Source organism: Steroidobacter cummioxidans (genome assembly GCF_003104955.1).
This window is the reverse complement of the sequence record NZ_LSRW01000032.1, coordinates 1-18752: the sequence shown is the minus strand read 5'-3', so window position 1 is coordinate 18752 and position 18752 is coordinate 1. Positions and strand designations below refer to the sequence as shown.

Here is an 18752-nt window from a genome sequence, read left to right as displayed (position 1 = left end):
CGGCGGCAGTCCTCATGGATTGGCTTGCACCAGCGTCGTGGCAGGCACTCGATCGAGACCGTCGGGAGGTACGCCCATCAGACGCAGCGCGCCCGCCATGACCTTGGCGAACACGGGAGCGGCCACGTCGCCGCCGTAATATTTCTTGCCGCTCGGCTCGTCGATCACGACCAGCGCCGCCAGTCGCGGATGACTGGCCGGCACCACGCCGCCGAACGAAGCCTTGCGACGATCCTGGGAATAGGCGCCGCCGTCCGCGGTCCACGCCGTGCCGGTCTTGCCGGCCACGCGATAACCGAGCAGCGATGCACGATTGCCGCTGCCGCTCGAAACGACGCTCTCCATCATTTCCAGCAGTTCCTTGGCAACGCGCGGATCGATCACTTGCTCGCCCGGCACCGGCTCGTCGACTTTGCGCAATGTCACAGGCCGCTTCACGCCATAGGCGCCGAGGGTCGCGTATGCGCGCGCCAACTGCAGCGGCGTCACCGACAAACCGTATCCATAGGAGATCGTCGCTTGACCGATCTTGCGCCAGTGCGAATATTCATTGAGCAAGCCGGCCGACTCGCCCGGGAAGCCGCTGCCGGTCACCTCGCCGAAGCCGAACGCGTGCAACATGTCGTACATGGACTTGGGCGACAGATTCATCGCCATCTTGGTCATGCCGACGTTGCTCGACTTCTCCAGCACCGTGGTCAACGTGATCGGGCCGAGGTTGTGCGCGTCCGGAATTCTCTTGATACCCACCTGAACGAAGCCCGGCGATGTGTCGATGATGGTGTTGCCGTGATAGCGCCCGGACGCGACGCCGGCGGCGGCGATGAACGGCTTGATGCTCGAACCAGGCTCGAAGATGTCGGTGGCGGCACGGTTGCGATAACGCACGGCCGCGACCTGATCGCGATCGTTCGGGTTGTAAGCCGGCTGATTGACCATGGCCAGCACTTCGCCGGTCTCGATATCCAGCACGATGACCGTACCGGCCTTGGCGCCATGTTCCTGAACCGCTGCTTTCAGTTCGCGATACGCCAGGTACTGGATGCGCAGATCGATACTGGTAACGAGATCGCCGCCGGGATGCGGCGCGCGGATGCTCTCGACGTCTTCCACCGTGCGGCCGAGACGATCCTGAATGACGCGCTTGGCGCCCGCTTCCGCGCCGAGCCAGCGGTCATACGCCAGCTCCAGGCCTTCCTGACCGATGTCGTCATACTTTTTGGTGAAGCCGAGCAGATGGCCCGTGACTTCGCCGGCCGGATAGAAGCGCTGGTACTCACGCTGCAAGTACACGCCGGGAATCTTCAGGTCCTTGACCTGCGCGGCGTCGCTCGGGCGCATGTGGCGCACCAGATAAACGAACTCGCGCTCCAGGTTGCTGGTGATGAGCTGCGTCAGCCAGCGTTTGTCGCGATTCAGCGCCTCGGCGAGCAGAGGAATCTGATCGGCCGCCTTCATCACTTCCTTCGGACTCGCCCACACCGTGTCGACTGGCATGCTGGCGGCCAACGGTTCGCCATTGCGGTCGTAGATGCCGCCGCGATTCGCGGTCAGCTTGGCGATGCGGGTGTAACGAGCGTCGCCCTGGCCTTCCAGAAAGCCCTCGTCGAGCACCTGCAGATCCACCGCGCGCGCGACCAGGCCGGTGGCAATCAGCACCAGCGTGCCGAGCACGAACCGCAGTCGACCGCGGTACTGCTCAGGGGAGAAATGTTTGCCTTCGTCGCGACGGATCATGGCTTCACAATCCGGACTTCGTCAGGCCGCGGCACGACCATCTGCAGACTGCCGCGCGCGGTCTGCTCGACTCGCCCGTGCATCGCAAAGGCGCTCTGCTCCAGCTTCAGCTGGCCCCATTCGATATCGAGCCGATCGCGTTCCGCATTCAGCCGCTGCAGCTCGATGAACAAACTGCGCGCCTCGTGCTTGCTCCACACGACGGCGATGGCGGCACCGAGCAGCGCCAGCCACAACACAGCCAGGCCGATGCGACTGCTCATGCCGCCACCCTTTCCGCCACTCGCATCACCGCGCTGCGCGCACGGGGGTTGGCAGACACTTCGGCTTCGCCCGGATGAATCGCCTTGCCGACGCGGCGCAGTTTCGGACGGGCGTGCGCAGGCACGTCGGGCAAGCCGGCGTACACGGGATCTTCCTGCGACTGCTCCTGCATGAAACGTTTGACGATGTTGTCTTCGAGCGAATGAAAACTGATGGCGCACAGCCGCCCGCGCGGCGCCAATGCAATGAGGCTGCCGGCCAACGCGGCCCGGATTTCCTCGAACTCGTGATTCACTTGAATACGAATGGCCTGAAACGTACGCGTCGCCGGGTGTTTGCCAGGCTCCCACTTGGGATTCGCCTGCGAAACGATTTCCGCGAGTCGCAACGTGCTAACAATCGGCGCCTCACGACGCGCATTCACAATGGCGCGCGCAATGCGCTTCGCAAACTTTTCCTCACCGAAGTCACGAATGACGCGAGCGATCTCGTGCTCCGGCGTCTTCGCGACGAACTCCGCTGCGGTCGCGCCGGAGGAAACATCCATGCGCATGTCGAGCGGACCGTCCTGCGTGAAGCTGAAACCTCGCGCGGCCTCGTCCAGCTGCGGTGACGACACGCCGAGATCGAGCAGCACGCCATCGATGGCGCCTGTCAGGCCCATCTGCGTCACTACCGCACCCAATCGCGAAAACGCACTACTCACCAAAGTCATCCGCCCATCGTTGGCGAAGCGCTCGCGCCCGGCCGCGATTGCCGCCGGGTCCCGATCGAATGCGATCACCGCTCCTTGCGGCCCGACTCGCTCCAGAATCGCAGCGCTGTGGCCGCCGCGACCGAAGGTTGCGTCGAGATAGCGGCCGCCCTCGCGGATATCGAGCGCGGCCAGCACTTCCTGCAGAAGCACCGGTGTGTGCGACAACATGACCGGGCCTTACAACGACAGCGTTTCGAGCTCGGGTGGCAGCTCCTCGGCGGTTTCGTCGACCTTCAGCCACTGCTCGCGGCTGTCGTTCCACAACGCCTCGTCCCACAGCTCGAACCGGTTGCCCTGGCCGATCAGCATCGCGGCGCGCGACAAGGTCGCGTACTCACGCAAGCTCGGGGGAATCAGGATGCGGCCGCTGGAGTCCAGCTCCAGATCCGTGGCGTGACCGATCATCAGGCGCTGCAACCTGCGCGCGACCGGATTCAAGGTCGGCAGACGGCGCAACTTCAGTTCGATCTCTTCCCACTCCGGCAGCGGATAAATGAGCAGACAGCGGTCGGCGCGATCGACGGTTGCGATCAGCCGCCCGTTGGAGCGCTCCACGATGCGCTCGCGATAGCGCGTCGGCATGGCAAGCCGACCTTTGCTATCGAGAGTGACCTTGTTGGCGCCCCTGAACATGCCCCACTAACCCACGCATTCCCACTTTTTCCCACCGATTTGCACTATAGGTACCGTTGTGTCGCGGGTCAAAAAAATTTGGGGCATTTCCTGTTTAGCGACAGGGACTTAGAGCACGAAGCTGGCACCCTCAGCGAAAATCACAAAAACTGGTCTGACAGAAATCAGAGGGTTAGGAAGCGTTCTTTGCGTGCCGCGACACGAATAGCAGGGTTTGCCCGCACCTGTGATTCCAACCAGTACAGGGAAAACCTTAACGCTCGGAAATGCGCAATCGAGGGGCGCAGCGTGTCCAAAAAGGGGCGGAAATCGGGCCGATTGTGGCGGCCGGCGTCGTCAGGAATTTATCGACAGTTATGGTTAAGTCGGCCTGTGAGAGGGGTCGCAGGCTGAATAACGTTTATTAAAATTTGATGGTCGCAAGACGGAGACGGTGGCGACGGTGGCGGCTGACGGAGGCCAGAGTGGGTACCTCCTTCGGTCGCCAAGAGAGAGGCGTCGGTGGCTGGCGGAGGCCAGGGGTGGGTACCTCCTTCGGTCGCCAAGACGGAGGCGTCGGTGGCTGGCGGAGGCCAGGGTGGGTACCTCCTTCGGTCGCCAAGAGGGAGGCGTCGGTGGCTGGCGGAGGCCAGGGTGGGTACCTCCTTCCGGCACCGGGCACGGCCGGAGCGCATTGCGCTCCTCACCGCACGTCCATGATGAGCCCTGCTGTTGGGGTCCCGTCCCTGTACCCCAAAGCTGCCGGAAGGAGGTACCCACCCTGGCCTCCGCCTCCGGCGTTTGGTTCGGGCGCCCGGAAAGCTCGATTAAGGTCAGCTTGGTAATTTCCGGAGCGCGGTGGCAAACGCCGCCTACGCGTCGGCGGTGGCTGGCGGGGGGAAGTGTCCTCCCGGCAAATGGATCCATCCAGGGATGGTGGTCCATTAGCAGCCTCATGGATGTGCAGCAAAGTCGCGCGCGTCAGCGCGAGCGAAGCGGAGCGACGGCGTGTGTCGCGGTGCCGGGAGGACACTTCCCCCCGCCAGCCGCCGCAGGCCACTGACGCCTCTTCGACGAGGCTTCAAGGCCAGCCGCCGCAGGCCACCGAGGCGGGCCTGCTCTTCTGAATGAAAAATTGGAGTCGGCCGATAAGCCGGGTTCTGTCGTGGACAACCATTCATCTGCGATACGCGTCACCACGTACCTCCAGCGACCTACCCGGGAGTCTGTGTGGGCCACACATGCTGCCCAATCCGAGGACTGGACCGCGCGCTCCCCTATTTGGTCTTGCTCCGGGCGGGGTTTACCGTGCCACCGAGTGTTACCACCGGCGCGGTGCGCTCTTACCGCACCCTTTCACCCTTACCGTCGCGTGGCCGAAGCCGCGCGCTTAGGCGGTTTGCTTTCTGTTGCACTTTCCGTGGACTCACGTCCCCCAGGCGTTACCTGGCGCCTTGCCCTAGGAGCCCGGACTTTCCTCCACCCTTGCAAGCAAGAGCAGCGGTTGCCTGGCCGACTCCGCCGCCAATGATACTTACTCCTCGCGCTTGCCGCCGCTCAATTGCATGGCTCGCGCATATAAGTCGCTGCGTTTTTCACCGCTGAGTTTTGCCGCGACTTTCGCAGCCTGCGATGGCGACAACTCGTCCAGCAACGCACGCAGCAGCTGATCTGCGTTCAAGCTCTGCGCGGTACTCGCTTCCTTGGGATTGCCATTGACGATAATCACGATTTCGCCGCGGGCCATATCGGCGTTTTTCTCGGCGATCTCACCCAACTGCGCGAGCGTGCCGGTATATGTCGTCTCGAAGCGCTTGGTCAGCTCGCGACTCACGGATGCTGAACGCTCACCGCCCAATTCCGCCGCCATATCGCGCAGGACTTCGAGCAAGCGATGCGGCGCCTCGTAGAAGATCATCGTACGTTCTTCGCTCGCCAACGCTCGCAGCCGCGCCACGCGAGCCGCGTTTTTCGCAGGCAAAAAGCCTTCGAAAGCGAACCGATCGGTGGGCAAACCCGCGATCGACAGCGCCGCGATCGCCGCGCAGGGCCCCGGCACGACTGCAATCGAAACACCACGGGCCCGCGCTCTAGCGACCAGATCGAACCCCGGGTCGCTGATCAGCGGCGTGCCCGCATCGGAGACCAGCGCGATCGACTCGCCAGCGAGCAAACGTGTGATCAGCGTCTCGCTCTTGTGCATCTCGTTGTGCTCGTGCAACGAAGTAAGCGCAGTATCGATGCCAAACGCTTGCAACAATTGCCGGGTGTGCCGCGTATCCTCGGCTGCAATCAGCTGAACGCCCGACAACACCTCGCGCGCCCGTGCGCTGAGGTCGCCGAGATTGCCGATCGGCGTGGCCACGACGTATAGCGTGCCTGCCGCGACCGCCGACTCGGTGCTAAATCCAGCGCTCATGCAGCGTCCCTATATAATGCCGTCCGCGGCTCACGCCGAGAGGTTGCAGTGGAAATGAATGGCACAAAGACGGCTCGATTTGCGATGACCTGGATCGCCACCATCATACTGGCGATTGGCCTCACCGCATGCGAGGTCTCCCCCGTCGTCCCGGAAACCCCGGGCGCCGCCGCCGACCGGCAAGTCGGTCAGGCCGAAGCGCTGTCTCGGAAGGGCGACTACAAGGGCGCTTCCCGTGCGTACGAAGCCCTGGCCTCGCAGTCCCCCGGTGACTTGCGCGATCGTTTCCTCCTGCGCGCGGCTCGCGAATCCGTTCGCGCCGACGACACTGCTCAAGCCACGTCCCTGTTGAATCAAGTCAGCACGTCGCTGCCTCGGGCTGACTACGGCCTGCGCTCGCTCGTCACCGCCGAGTTGGCGTTGCGCGCTGGTCGTGGCGACAGGGCGCTCGCTGAACTGGATCGCATTCCTCAGCCCATCCCCAGCGAATTGTCCTCCGATGTGCTCGAGGTGCGCGCGCGCTCGTTGTTTGCGTTGAATCGTCCCGCCGCAGCCGTCAGTGCCGCGCTCGATCGCGAACGTTTGCTGACGAGCAAGGACGACATTCGCGCGAATCAGCGCCTCATCTGGCAGGGCCTGCAGAAAAGTGCCGCAGGCAACGCCGACTTCACGCCGCCCGCCGGCGCGAGCCAAACACTCGCTGGCTGGCTCGATCTGGGCCGCGTGGCGCTCGTGACCGCGCGCAATCCGTTCTCCGCCAATGAAGACATCGCTCAGTGGCGCAGCCGCTATCCGACGCATCCGGCGAATTCGCTGCTCTCCGAAGACGTGTTGCCGCAGTTGAGTGTAGGCCTGGACTATCCGACGCAGATCGCGCTGATCCTGCCGCTGTCCGGCCGACAGCAGGCTGCGGGCATGGCCGTGCGCGATGGCTTCCTCGCGGCGTTGCTTCAGCAAGAGGCGAGTCGCCGGCCGATGTTGAATGTTTATGACTCTGCGGAAATGGGCGCGACCACGGCTTATCGCAAGGCCGTCGCTGATGGCGCGCAGTTCATCGTTGGCCCGCTGACCAAAGATGAAGTGACGGCGATTGCCAACTCTGGCGAGGTCTCGGTACTCACGCTCGCTCTGAATCAGACGGCGGACAACACCGCGTCCCCGTCGTTGTTGTTCCAGTACTCGCTCGATCCGGAAGAGGAAGCGCGGCAGGTTGCGCAACGTGTGACTGCAGATGGCCGCATGCGAGGTCTGCTGCTGTTGCCGAACAACGAGTGGGGTCAGCGCGTGTTTCGTGCGTTCGATAACGAGCTCAAGACGTTGGGTGGGCAAATCGCGGGCATGAAATTTTATGACCCGTCAGCGCGCGATTTCTCGCAGCCCATCACCGAGCTGTTGTTGATCAACGAGAGCCGTGCTCGCGCGAACTCGTTGTTTGCGGCGCTCGGCACGCGTATGGAATTCGAGCCGCGTCGTCGCGGTGATGCGCAGTTCATTTTTGTCGGCGCGCAGCCGGTGCAAGGTCGGTCGCTGCGACCCGGCCTGAAGTTCCACCTCTCCGACGACCTGCCCATCTACGCCACTTCGGACATCTTCGAGCCGGATGCACAAGCAAACAACGATCTGGAAGGTGTGATCTTCCCGGATATGCCCTGGGTCATCTCACCCGACGCTGCCTCGACTCAGCTGCGCAGCGCGCTCACCCGCCACTGGCCCGTCCGCGCTAAAGGCCGGGGGCGTTTGTATGCTTTCGGCTTCGATGCCTGCCGCATCGTGCCGCTGCTCAAAGCCGGCCAATTCGGCAGCGCTCACGCGATTCCAGGCATGACCGGCCTGCTATCCATCGATGAAAAAGGCCACGTCAAACGCGAGCTCGACTGGGCCAAAGTCTCCGGCGGCCGGGCGCTGCCGCTGGGCACGACCGCGACGGCGTCGGCGCGATAGGTACACCAGGCCTACCGATCGGGACTGTGCATTTAGCGGCCGTTTAGTCGAGAAACGCAGCGGCCCACGACCACTCCGCACTGGCACGCTGATGCCAGCTTCAATGCAGCGGAGTGGATCGTGGACGATCGCGAGCGCAAGAGCATCGGTCAGCTCGGAGAGGAACTGGCGCTGGCACATCTGCTCGCGCACGGCCTCACGCCTCTCATCCGCAACTATCGCTGCAAGATGGGCGAGCTCGATCTGGTGATGCTGGAGCGTCAGACATTGGTGCTCATCGAAGTCCGCTGCCGATCGAGCACGGATTACGGCGGCGCGGCCGCCTCGGTAGACTGGCAGAAGCAACGCCGGCTCGTGCTTGCAGCCGAGCACCTGCTGATGAAACGCGCCGAACTTCGGCACTATCCGGCGCGTTTCGATGTGGTCGCCATCACCATCGGCGAGCCCAGAGCCAAAGTCGACTGGATCAGGAGCGCTTTTAGCCTGTCAGACCATGCTCGAAACGACCGCTGAAACCACCTGCCCTCATTGCGGCGAATCCATCACGCTGTTCCTGGACCTGTCGGTCGAATCGCAGGAATACATCGAGGATTGCTCCGTCTGTTGCCAGCCCATGACCGTCTATTACCGCGCCGAAGGCTGCGAGCTCACCGATTTGCGAGTGGAATCGGCGAACTGAGACCTGTCGCCTGGGGCGGTCCGGCCGTGGGCGGGTAAGGTCGGCGCATGTGGCGCAACATCCGCATCCTGATCTTGCTGCTGATTCTGCTGGTCGTCGCGCTGAACACGTATTTCGATCGCGTGTACTCGACCGACTGGAACATTCCGCTGCGCGTCACCATCTACCCCATCAATGGCGATGGCAGCGCCGTGACCGAGCAGTTCATTGGCAACCTGCAACCGAATCGTTTCCAGGCGCTGGAAGAATTCTTCCAGGAAGAGGCGGCCTTTCGAGGCCTGGCCATGGAACGGCCGATCCAGTTCAAATCCGCGCCGCAATTGCGCGACCAGCCTCCACCGCTGCATCGTGACGCAAACATATTCAGCATCATCTGGTGGAGCCTGCGCATGCGCTATTGGGCATGGCAATCACCGGACGTGCCTGGCGTCGCGCCCGATATCAAGCTGTTCGTCGTCTATCACGACCCGGCGCTGACGCCGACGTTGAGCCACTCGATCGGCATGCAGAAAGGCTTGTACGGCGTAGTGCACGTATTCGCGGCCCGTTCGATGACAGGCTCGAACGACGTAGTCACCGCGCACGAGCTGTTACATACATTGGGCGCGACCGACAAATACGATTCGCGCACCAGCCAGCCGCTGCATCCCCTAGGCTATGCGGAGCCCACCAAAGAACCGCTCCTGCCACAGACCCACGCCGAGCTCATGGGCGGTCGAATCCCACTGACCCGGGAAGACTCGGTGACACCCGAGTCGCTCAATCAAGTGGTCGTGGGCCCGCTCACCGCCACCGAAATCGGCTGGGTCAAGAAATAGATCAGCGCAGTGCGTTCAACGCCGTCGCGTGCAACTTGCCATTTGCTGCCAGCACCGACGTCGTTTCCAGAGTCAACGGCTTGCCCTCCAGGTCGGTGAACTTGCCACCCGCTGCTTCGACGATCACCGCGCAGGCCGCCACGTCCAGGATGTTCACGTCCGACTCGATGACCACATCGATCTTGCCCGCCGCCAGCAAGTGATAGTGCAGAAAATCGCCATAGCCGCGGATGCGATGAGCGCGCGCTACCAGCTTGCCGAATCGATCCCAGCGCGGTCCGCTCGCCAATGTTTTCAAATTGCCCGCCGAGATCGCACCGGCTTCGACCGAATCGATCTCACTGACCTTGATAGGCTTGTCGTTCAACCACGCACCCTTGCCGATCTCCGCCCAAGCCAGCTCGCCGTACATCGGCGCTGACGACACGCCGACGATCAGCTGACCGCGATGCATGAGCGCGATCTGCGTGGAGAACATCGGATACTCACGGACGAAGGCCTTGGTACCGTCGATGGGATCGACCAGCCACAGATATTCCGCATCCATCGCGCTCTGCCCGGTCTCCTCGCCGAAAAAACCGTGCGTAGGAAAGCGCGAGCTGATGATTCCGCGGATGACTTTCTCCGTGTCCACGTCCGCGTCGGTCACCGGCGTCTTGTCCGCCTTGATCGTGACCTGCAGATTGTTCTGGTAGTAACGGCGAATGACATCGGCCGCGGCGCGGGCGGCTTCGAGAGCGGTGTCCAGGAACGGCGAATTCATAGCGGTAGGCAAATGGCTGGGCGACGGCCGCCCATTGTACTGATCGCGAGCCGTTCCCGCCTTCGCCGGAAGACTACTGGCCTACCAGGATCAATTTGCCGGTTTTGGGGTCGCGATAGACCTGCCCCACGGGCTCCATACCTGCGCCCGCCGCCTGCCCTCGCAGCCCCTCCGGCAACTCGGCAAGTTCGCGTCCCGGCTCAACGACTTGCTGGCCCCCTTCGGCGCTGGCGGAAGCGCTGTTGAACACCGGTTGTGCCGACACCAGCGCGACGATCAAGCCGCAGATGAACACCAGCATGATGTCCACGAGATTGACCAGCGACGCCTGCGGATCCTCGGGCGTTTCGTCGAATCGTGCACTGCTCCAACGGCGCCTCATTGCTGCTCCCAGCGCAGCAACGCCTCGTCGTACCAGCGGCGCCGCAAGCGCCCGATGATGAAGCCGACGACACCGGCGGCCAGTCCGAGCACCGTTGCATCGAAGGCCGTCAGCATCGCCTCGGCCAGCAGGTTCAAGTTGCCATTGCTGAGCGCCGTCAACCCGGGGCCGAGCGAGATCAGTGTGGCCATCAAGCCAAGCATGGGCGAGGTGCGAGTGAGAATGTCGGCCCGTTCGATGCGTCGATGCGCTCGACGCTCGACCGCGCTGACATCAGCCGGCCGCTCCCGCCGGCGCAGAAACCCGCGCTCACCGAACAGCACGCCGATGTCGACACAGGCGAGCGCAACACAAACAAACAATCCGACGACCACCGGCGTGAGCAGCAATGGCACCAGCGCGTGGGTCCATTGCACGATGAATGAGTTCATACGGAACGTTCCTTGGGAGCGACATAACGGCCGCGCAGATATCCAGCGGACAGCAATACAGCGAGGGCAAGCACGATGACCACCAACGGCCAGGGCGAGCGCCCGCTCGCACCGTGAGCCGCGGAGCTCTGCTTGGCCTGAGCTTCAGTGGTCGCCTGCAGTTCCGCCATCGTCGTCGGCGATGAAGCTGCCTTCGCGTCCACCCGCGCGCGTTCCAACAGCTGTTTGAGCGGCTCGATCTGATCGGCGCGCAAATACGGCTGCACCCACTGGAACACCGGATGATCCGGCTGGGTGTGACCGCTGCCCGGCAAGCCGTGCTCGATCAGTAGATCGACCCACTTTTGACCCAGCTGTTGCAGCGTGGCCTCGTCGGCCTGCCAGAATTGTTTCTCGGCCGCGACCAGCAGGATGGCCATCATGTTGGTTTTCACATGCACGTTGGAGCCCTGCTCGAGGAACTGGTCCAGACCGAGGCCATGCGAGTCGTCCACGTACACCTGCTTGACCTCGTCCCACGCCCAGCTCTTGATCACATCCGGATTCGTGACCTGCCAGCCCCACAAGTACTCCATGAACTCGCTGCCCATGGTTCGCGCGCCCGCGTAGCCATGCTGCATCAACGGCTTGATCCAAGCCGGATTCAGATACCGACCGCGCAGCTCCGAGAGCAGCGCCGTGGGCAGTGGCTGCATCTTCGGCTGCGAAGGATTGGAATGATCCGCAACGTGACTGGCCGGGACGCGACCGCTCAGCGACTCCACTGCGAGGCTCAGGCCGCCGAGATAGTCGAATGCATCGTTGTTATCCATCAGGCCGTAGAGATTGCTCGATCGACCCAGATAGGTGTTGCGCACCTCACGCAAATTGCTTTTCAACAGTTCCTGTTGTGCCTGACTCGTGCCATTGGCGGAGTACGCATGACCGATGCGATCGATATAGATCTTCGCCAGCTCTTTGCGATCGTTCCAGCTACCGGAGCGCTCCACGGCGCGATTGATACCAGCGCTGTAATCACCAGGCGAAGTGCCGAACACACGCAAGCTCGCCTGCTTGCCCGCTTCGGCATGCCCGACGCCTTGCTTGATGAGCGCCGATGTTTCGCTCACCCAATGGCGCGCAACATGATTTCGCGCCAGGGGCTCATCGCCCGCGCTCGCCATGGGACCCAACGGCTCGAGCGCGACGCGCAGCGCCGAAGCGAGATCGGGACGCGTGCGCTCGATGGTGCGACGGCTGCCATCCAAGGCCAGCAACACCGCCTTGTCGAGCCAGACGATCTGCTGACCAAACAAATCGCGGAACAAGCCCGACGCCACGAACACCGTATCGGCGCGCTGCCCGACCTCTTTCAGCGGTAGCCGTTCGAGCCCGGCAACGATGCCGCGACTGTTCCACTGTGGCGCCACGCCGAGCAATGACAGCCCGAATCCCACCATGGCGCCTTCGTCTCGCACCGAGTCCGACGCCCAAAGAATGACGGCTTCCTTGCCATCCTCTTTGACCTTGGCGCGCGCCTCGACAGCCAGCTTCGCACCCAGCGAGTAACCCAGCCGCGACGGAATCAGACTGTTGTCGAGGCCATGAAAGTTACGCCCCGTCGGCAGCGCCTCGGCGTTGCGAATCGGATCGTTGCCCGGACCGGCAGGAATGAAGCGGCCGGCAAGGCCGTGCAACAGCGCTCGCATTTCCTGCTCGGGCGAGCTGGCAAGATTCTGCCGGAGTGCCTTGTCGCTGGCCGTCGCTTTCATGGAGACCAGCATCGTATCGAGCGCCTCTTGCGTCCAAGGCCTGCCAAACACGTGCAGGCCGAGCGGCATGAAATCTTCCTGCAGGTGCGTGAGATAGTGACCGATCTCGTGCACGAGCAACTCATCGTCGGCCTGCTCGAACGAGATGCCGCGCACTTTGAGCTCGGCGTCCATGCTTGCGGTCAACGCGTCCTTGAGATGCAACTCATCGATCAGGCCGCGCATCGACTCCGCCGCCTGCTTGCGCAACGCCGGATTGTTCGAGGACTCGTAACTCTCCACCACCTGACGCAGACGCAACAGGTCGTCATAGAGCGGTGTCGCGGTCAGCGGCGGAATCAAGTGATCGACCATCACCGCGAGTCCGCGCCGCTTGGCCTGCAGACCTTCACCGACACCATCGACGATGTAGGGATAGATGCCGGGAATGTCGCCCGCGATCAGCGCCGGATAATCGAGCTCATCCTGACCCACACCCTTGCGCGGCAGGAACTCGTACGTTGAGTGACGCCCCAGATGCACGATGGCATCGGCACGGAACTCATGACGCAGCCAGAAATAAAACGCGAGATACTGATGCGTGGGCGGAATGCTGGTGTTGGCGTGTAACAGCTCTTCGTTCAGTTCCCAGCCACGCGGCGGCTGTGGCCCCACGAAGATCTTGCCGAAGCGCACCCCCGGCAGCACCAGCTTGCCTTTGTTCACCATCACGTTGCCGGGCAGTTCGCCCCAGCCTCGCAATCCTTCGACGCCCGTGGCCGCAATCGCGCGAGTCAGCGAGTCGATGCGCTCCTCGTTGTCGCCTTTGGTTAACTGCACCTCATAAGCAGCTTGCAGCTGCTCGACGAGATCGAGCGCACGAGCGCGCGCGGGATGTTGCGCGCCTTCGAGGAGGTGCTCGATCTCATGCAGCGTCCGGCTGACCTGACCGCGCGCTTCCTGAGGCAAGCGAGCTGCTTGTGCAGCCTGAACATTCGCATGCAGTAGCGCCAATGGGCCACCGGTCATTTCCTGCTGCAACGGGTGCGGCAGCGTTGCAAACCACTTGGCGTATTGAGCGGCACTGACGTTCGTCACTCGCGTGGCCATCGCACGCAGCACGTCGCCCTGTTCGGGAAGATTCACGCCATCCTGCTGTAGCTTTTCGAGCAGCTCCTCCGACGACGCAGGTAACGCGCCGGTGTCGTAGCCCTCACGCTTCAGCGCACGCAGGATTTCCAGCAACGATGCGGGAACGTCGAGATTGTCCGCACCGATGTTGTGACGACCCGGCGGATGATTGTAGTAAACGATGGCGACGTGCTTGTCGGCATTCTTCATTCGCTGTAAGCGGGCCCAGCGCTCGATTCGCGCCGTCAACTGTTCCACCTGCGATGGAATCGCTGCGACCCGCGTCACCGCGATTCCTGACAACGAATCCAGCTGCGGAGCGGCCGCCGCCGCAACGACGATCGGCTGACTGAGCCCCTGCAGCTCAGGCATCGCGACGCGGTAATAAACACTGTCCCACGCCAGGCCCTGCTCGGACATGCGCCAACCATCGGCAGTGACATCATGCAGTCGAAGCGCCTTGAGCACGGGCACATCGAGCTGTTCCAGGCGACGAGTTGCGGTAGCTCGATCGCTGCTGCCGCCAATGATGAAATCCTGCACGGAGACGATCGCGCCGAGTCGGGCACCGACTTTGGTGGCAATGACGTCGAGCGCATCGCTGCTCGGCTTGCCCCAGCCTGCGAGCACCGTGAGGCAATCCAGATTGCGCGCGCCCAACGAGCGGCAGATCGCCTCACTCAAAGTCACATCCGCATGCTGATCTTCGAGGACAGCAACCACGCGTCGATTACCGGAGATGCGCAACGCTTCCGCGGTCGACCATTCGCCGCGATAGTGAAAGCGCATGGGCAATGCATCTTCGACGGGTTTGATAGCTGCCGCGGCCGCGCGATCTTGTTCGGACAGCAACAACGCCAGCAACGAAATCAGGTTCGGCGCACCCCGGTTCTGCCAGTACGCGCGAGCTTGAATCCAAGGCGCCAGTTGAGGATGGCGCCGAACGGCGGCCGCGACGGCCTCCGCGCTCGCATCCTTCTCGGCGGTCAGCGACGACAGCTCCGCATAACGCGGATCTTCATCGACAAACAAACGTTTGGCGCGCCATCGGCTCTGCCGCCCGAGCGCCGGATCGCCGGCGACAGCAATGACTTCACGAGCACGCGTTGCCGGCAGCAGCGCTTGAATGCGCTGAGCCGTTTCCTTGAACACGGTCGCGAGCAGCAGCGCGTCGGCCTCGCCGATCAACTCCTGGAGTTGCGCGTCGCTGAGCGCATCGATTTGCGCCGTCGTGCGGAAGATCAATCGATGATTGGGCAGGCGCTGATTCAAATCTCGCGCCGCCTGCGCGAGATCGCCCGAGTTGCGTTCGGACACGACAGCAACCAGCGTGGCCGCGGATAGCTCTGCGGCGAAACAGGAAAGGACCAGGAAAAGCAGTCCGCGTAAGCAGCGGACGAACGGGCGAAACTGCGATCGCACGGCGGGACTCACAGAAGCTGACATACCACACGGTGCGATCGCCTTCTGGCACCGCGCCGTGAACCTGTCGCCGCTGCAGGAATTCCCGCTCGTTCAGCACACCCCGGCTGCACGAAGACGACCACGGCAAGCTGGTCTCCTGGCTCGCGGCTGGCAGCCTGCACATCACCTTCCCAGGCTTGGAAGCCCAGTGGTCAGCTCATGAATTCATGAAGCTTGGATGGCGGCACCGCTTACAGTTGCGGGGGCAGCCCGGGTATTGCACCCGGTTCCCATGACTTGTCGTTCGCGCGACACCTTGCGCGAAAATTGTTACGTCGTCAATCAACCGGCACGGAAGGTCTTGATCGGCACGGCAATTCCGGCGACCACCAGCGTCACTTGATCGCATACCGCCGCCAGCATCTGATTCAACCGTCCCTGCTCGTCCTGAAAGCGTCGTGCGACCGGCGACAACGGCACGATACCCGCGCCGACCTCATTGGAAATCAACAGCACATCGCTGCGAACTGCTTGCAGCCATTGCAGAAATTCGGCGCGCTCAGACTCCCAAGCGGGCAGCTCGGCGGTCGGCGCATCCTCGCGAAAGTCCTTCAACAAAGCGTTGGACAACCACAGCGTCATGCAGTCGATGACCAGCAGAGTCGACGCCTCCTGCCCGCGCAACGCTTGCGCAAGACCGGCCGGTGCTTCTAAGGTGCGCCACGTTGCCGGCCGCTCGGCTCGATGTAACGAGATGCGATGTTGCATCTCCTGATCGAGTGCCTGCGCGGTAGCAACATAGGTGACATTCACGCCCCGCGCCTCCGACAGCGATTTCGCCAGCGCGATGGCATGAGCGGTTTTCCCCGAGCGCGCCCCACCGATGATCAGGCGCCGCCCGACCGAAGCTCGCTCACCCGACACGTCATCCTCTACCATTGCCTGCACTCACCGTTCAGATGCATCCATGATAACCAACGCCACCCTGCAACGCCGACTCGATACACGCACCAAGCCGCAGGGCTCGCTCGGCACGCTCGAAACGCTGGCGGTGCGCATCGGCCTGGCGCTGGACACCGAAACGCCGGTGTTCCGCACGCCGCACATGTTTGTATTTGCAGGCGACCACGGTATCGCGACCGACGGTGTCAGCGCTTTCCCGCAGTCAGTCACCGCGCAAATGCTGCTCAATTATTTGAGCGGCGGCGCGGCCATCAATGTCTTGGCGCGCCAGCATGGCATCTCGTTGCGCGTGATCGATGCGGGCGTCGCCAGCGACATTGGCGAACATCCGTCGCTCGTGGCTCGCGCCGTTGCCCGTGGCACTCGCAATTTTCGAGTCGAGCCGGCGATGACGGAGGATCAATGCACGCAGGCCCTCGGTGCCGGTCGCGCGCTGGCGCAAGAAGCCTTGCACGCAGGATCGAACGCATTGCTGTTTGGTGAAATGGGCATCGGCAACACCGCGTGCGCGTCGATGCTGCTGCATCGGCGGACGGGTTGGTCCCTGGAGGAATGCGTCGGCCGCGGCACCGGGCTCGACGATGTCGGACTGGCGCGCAAGCGCGAACGTTTGGCCGCTGCGTCAGCGCGTCGCCCCGACAAGCTCAGCCCGATCGAAACGATCACCGAGTACGGTGGCTTCGAGCTGGCGATGATCACTGGCGCCTTGCTCGCAACCGCCGATGCGAAATGCATCGCCGTAATCGACGGCTTCGCCGTGACCGTTGCGGCGCTGCTCGCCATCGAGATCGATCCTCGAGTTCGCTCCCGCTGCATCTTCAGTCACTGCTCGGCGGAGCACGCTCATCGCAAGTTGCTGGCCCATCTCGATGTGCAGCCGCTGCTCGATCTGGGTATGCGACTCGGCGAAGGCACGGGTGCGGCAATGGCATGGCCCATCATCGACGCGACGGCTCGGCTGATGACCGAAATGGCCAGCTTCGAGTCCGCCGGTGTGGACGACCGCGCTTCATGAGCAGCGAAGCTCACAGCGCTCGCCCCTCTGGCCTGCTCGCCGAGCTGCGTCTGCTGCTCATGGCGGTGCAATACTTCACGCGCGTGCCCATGCCCGCATGGGTCGGCCACTCCGCGGATCAGTTGAGCAGCACGCCACGTTACTTCCCGGCTGTCGGCGCGTTGATTGGCGCCGTCGCCGCCCTGGTGCTGTGGTCGACCAGCCTGGTTCTGCCCGGGCCGCTGCCAGCCATTCTGAGCACGGCCGTGACGATATTCATGACCGGCGCGTTCCACGAAGACGGCCTCGCCGACGCGTTCGATGGTTTGGGCGGCGGCGCGACTCGCGAGCGCGCACTGGAAATCATGAAGGATTCGCGGCTCGGCACCTTCGGTACGGCGGCGCTGGTGCTGACCTTACTGATCAAGATCGCCGCTTTGAATGCGCTGCCTGTGACATTCGCGATCATCGTGTTGATCGCCGGCCATGCTTTCTCCCGCGCGTGTGCGGTGACGTTGATATTCGCCGGCACTCTCGTCAGCAATCCCGAGCTGTCACGTTCGCGGGCCGTTGCTCAGCCCATGAGCCGCGGCGAGCTGGCCACTGCACTCGCAATTGGCATTGCGCCGCTGTACTGGTGCGGCGTGCACGCGATCGCGGGGTTTGTTTGCTCGCTGATCGTGTTGTACGTGCTGGCCCGCTGGTTCATGCGACGACTGGGCGGCTTCACCGGCGATACGTTAGGCGCCACACAACAGCTCACCGAAATTACGTTCTATCTGGCCGTGCTCGCGTCGTGGAACTCTATCTGATTCGCCACACCGCTCCGGCGGTGGCCAAAGGCGTGTGCTACGGCCAAACCGACGTGCCACTGGCCGAGACTGCAGAGCGCGACATTCAGATCGCAGTGGCGCCATTGCCGAGGTTCGATCAGGTGTACTCCAGCCCGGCGCAACGTTGCTTGCGCCTTGCTAAAGATTTGGCGCACAGAGACGAGTGTCCGTTGATCCTCGCGCCCGAGCTGCAGGAATTGCATTTCGGCGAATGGGAGCAATTGCCGTGGGCGCGCATTCCGAGAGAACATAGCGATCCATGGGCGGCGGATACCTGGAATCGCGCGCCGCCCGGCGGGGAAACAGAACAAGCCTTATGGACCCGAGTCGCAAGCTGGTATGGCAGGTCGCAGCCACTGTCCGTGGCTCGCTGCGCCGTCGTCGCGCACGGCGGGTCGTTGCGAGTCTTGCGGTGCTTGATCCTGGGACAACCGGTCGAGGAGCGCTGGTCCTGGTCGCTGAACTGGGGCGAGCACGCCCGCTTCGAGCTCGCCTGAAACTGCCGCGCAATAAAAACCCGCCGTTCCCGGTCTACTCCCGATGAACGATGCTGACAGTGCTCGTGAGCGCGGGCGCTTCGAGGCGCTGTGCATGCCGTTTCGGGCCGACGTGTTTCGGTTCGTGTACTGGCTTTGCCGAGATCGGGCTCTAGCGGAGGACGTGGTGCAGGAGACGCTGTTGCGGGCGTGGCGATCGCTGGATTCGCTCGGCGAAGAAAAGTCGGCGCGGCCGTGGCTGCTGACCATTGCACGTCGCGAGCTGGCGAGAGTGTTCGAGCGCAAGCGGCTGCCCATCGTGGATCTCGATGTGGCCAACGAAGCCGAGCCTGAATCGCTGGCCGTCAACGACCAGCACGAAGTCGAAGACCTGTCTCTTATACACATCTGACGCTGG

The 18752-nt window shown here is 63.0% G+C and carries 18 protein-coding genes, 1 other RNA gene and 1 riboswitch; of the genes, 8 read left to right on the top strand and 11 right to left on the bottom strand.

The genetic code is table 11. The features are described 5' to 3' along the window. Positions 1-12: 12 nt before the first annotated feature. The 6 genes from D0550_RS16750 to rsmI form a co-directional block, all read right to left on the bottom strand. Complete coding sequence (locus D0550_RS16750; protein WP_116810340.1) at positions 13-1737, bottom strand: peptidoglycan D,D-transpeptidase FtsI family protein; 1725 nt, start codon at positions 1735-1737, stop codon at positions 13-15. Continuing rightward, entirely contained in the window at positions 1734-2000 is a 267-nt protein-coding gene (gene ftsL / locus D0550_RS16745; protein ID WP_116810339.1) for a cell division protein FtsL, read from the bottom strand. The genes D0550_RS16750 and ftsL overlap by 4 nt, the downstream gene beginning before the upstream one ends. Further along, positions 1997-2926 (bottom strand): 16S rRNA (cytosine(1402)-N(4))-methyltransferase RsmH, encoded by a 930-nt coding sequence (rsmH, locus tag D0550_RS16740; RefSeq protein ID WP_116810338.1) that lies wholly within the window; start codon positions 2924-2926, stop codon positions 1997-1999. The genes ftsL and rsmH overlap by 4 nt, the downstream gene beginning before the upstream one ends. Positions 2927-2935: 9 nt before the next feature. Further along, a complete protein-coding gene (gene mraZ, locus D0550_RS16735) occupies positions 2936-3391 on the bottom strand; it encodes a division/cell wall cluster transcriptional repressor MraZ (protein ID WP_116810337.1) in 456 nt (151 codons plus the stop codon). A gap of 1112 nt (positions 3392-4503) precedes the next feature. Continuing rightward, positions 4504-4890, bottom strand: an RNA gene (gene rnpB, locus D0550_RS16730) — RNase P RNA component class A. 14 nt (positions 4891-4904) lie between these two features. Continuing rightward, entirely contained in the window at positions 4905-5789 is an 885-nt protein-coding gene (gene rsmI, locus D0550_RS16725) for a 16S rRNA (cytidine(1402)-2'-O)-methyltransferase (RefSeq protein ID WP_116810336.1), read from the bottom strand. Positions 5790-5843: 54 nt separating this feature from the next. Here rsmI and D0550_RS16720 point away from each other — a divergent pair, with 54 nt between their 5' ends. The 4 genes from D0550_RS16720 (at position 5844) to D0550_RS16705 (ending at position 9227) form a co-directional block, all read left to right on the top strand. Beyond that, positions 5844-7730 (top strand): penicillin-binding protein activator, encoded by a 1887-nt coding sequence (locus tag D0550_RS16720; protein ID WP_116810335.1) that lies wholly within the window; start codon positions 5844-5846, stop codon positions 7728-7730. A gap of 120 nt (positions 7731-7850) precedes the next feature. After that, entirely contained in the window at positions 7851-8243 is a 393-nt protein-coding gene (locus D0550_RS16715; RefSeq protein WP_116810334.1) for a YraN family protein, read from the top strand. Continuing rightward, the gene (locus D0550_RS16710) at positions 8224-8409 is read left to right on the top strand and encodes a CPXCG motif-containing cysteine-rich protein (protein ID WP_116810333.1); all 186 of its coding nucleotides are present in this window, start codon (positions 8224-8226) and stop codon (positions 8407-8409) included. Before D0550_RS16715 ends, D0550_RS16710 begins: the two co-directional genes overlap by 20 nt. A 47-nt stretch (positions 8410-8456) precedes the next feature. Beyond that, on the top strand, positions 8457-9227 hold the full coding sequence (locus D0550_RS16705; RefSeq protein WP_116810332.1) for a hypothetical protein: 771 nt from the start codon (positions 8457-8459) through the stop codon (positions 9225-9227). Position 9228: 1 nt separating this feature from the next. Here D0550_RS16705 and D0550_RS16700 read toward each other — a convergent pair whose 3' ends face one another. The 5 genes from D0550_RS16700 to cobU all read right to left on the bottom strand — a co-directional run bounded on the left by D0550_RS16700 (position 9229) and on the right by cobU (position 16007). Beyond that, positions 9229-9990, bottom strand: coding sequence for an inositol monophosphatase family protein (locus D0550_RS16700; RefSeq protein WP_116810331.1), 762 nt, complete (start codon positions 9988-9990; stop codon positions 9229-9231). Positions 9991-10063: 73 nt separating this feature from the next. After that, positions 10064-10372 carry a DUF2149 domain-containing protein gene (locus D0550_RS16695; protein ID WP_116810330.1) on the bottom strand — a complete coding sequence of 103 codons (309 nt, stop codon included), beginning with the start codon at positions 10370-10372 and terminating at the stop codon, positions 10064-10066. Further along, positions 10369-10803 carry a MotA/TolQ/ExbB proton channel family protein gene (locus D0550_RS16690; protein ID WP_116810329.1) on the bottom strand — a complete coding sequence of 145 codons (435 nt, stop codon included), beginning with the start codon at positions 10801-10803 and terminating at the stop codon, positions 10369-10371. The genes D0550_RS16695 and D0550_RS16690 overlap by 4 nt, the downstream gene beginning before the upstream one ends. Beyond that, positions 10800-14981 carry a cobaltochelatase subunit CobN gene (locus tag D0550_RS16685; protein ID WP_206606350.1) on the bottom strand — a complete coding sequence of 1394 codons (4182 nt, stop codon included), beginning with the start codon at positions 14979-14981 and terminating at the stop codon, positions 10800-10802. Before D0550_RS16685 ends, D0550_RS16690 begins: the two co-directional genes overlap by 4 nt. Before the next feature lie 217 nt (positions 14982-15198). After that, positions 15199-15402: riboswitch (cobalamin riboswitch) on the bottom strand. Between the two features lie 8 nt (positions 15403-15410). Next, on the bottom strand, positions 15411-16007 hold the full coding sequence (gene cobU, locus D0550_RS16680) for a bifunctional adenosylcobinamide kinase/adenosylcobinamide-phosphate guanylyltransferase (protein ID WP_116810327.1): 597 nt from the start codon (positions 16005-16007) through the stop codon (positions 15411-15413). 28 nt (positions 16008-16035) lie between these two features. Between cobU and cobT the strand changes: the two genes are divergently transcribed. The 4 genes from cobT to D0550_RS16660 are packed head-to-tail and all read left to right on the top strand — an operon-like array spanning position 16036 to position 18746. Next, positions 16036-17046 (top strand): nicotinate-nucleotide--dimethylbenzimidazole phosphoribosyltransferase, encoded by a 1011-nt coding sequence (gene cobT / locus D0550_RS16675; protein ID WP_116810326.1) that lies wholly within the window; start codon positions 16036-16038, stop codon positions 17044-17046. Next, complete coding sequence (locus tag D0550_RS16670) at positions 17043-17837, top strand: adenosylcobinamide-GDP ribazoletransferase (RefSeq protein WP_161965872.1); 795 nt, start codon at positions 17043-17045, stop codon at positions 17835-17837. Before cobT ends, D0550_RS16670 begins: the two co-directional genes overlap by 4 nt. Beyond that, complete coding sequence (gene cobC, locus D0550_RS16665; protein ID WP_161965871.1) at positions 17822-18355, top strand: alpha-ribazole phosphatase family protein; 534 nt, start codon at positions 17822-17824, stop codon at positions 18353-18355. The genes D0550_RS16670 and cobC overlap by 16 nt, the downstream gene beginning before the upstream one ends. Positions 18356-18398: 43 nt before the next feature. After that, positions 18399-18746, top strand: a complete 348-nt coding sequence (locus D0550_RS16660; RefSeq protein WP_116810323.1) for a sigma factor — start codon at positions 18399-18401, stop codon at positions 18744-18746. Positions 18747-18752 lie beyond the last annotated feature (6 nt).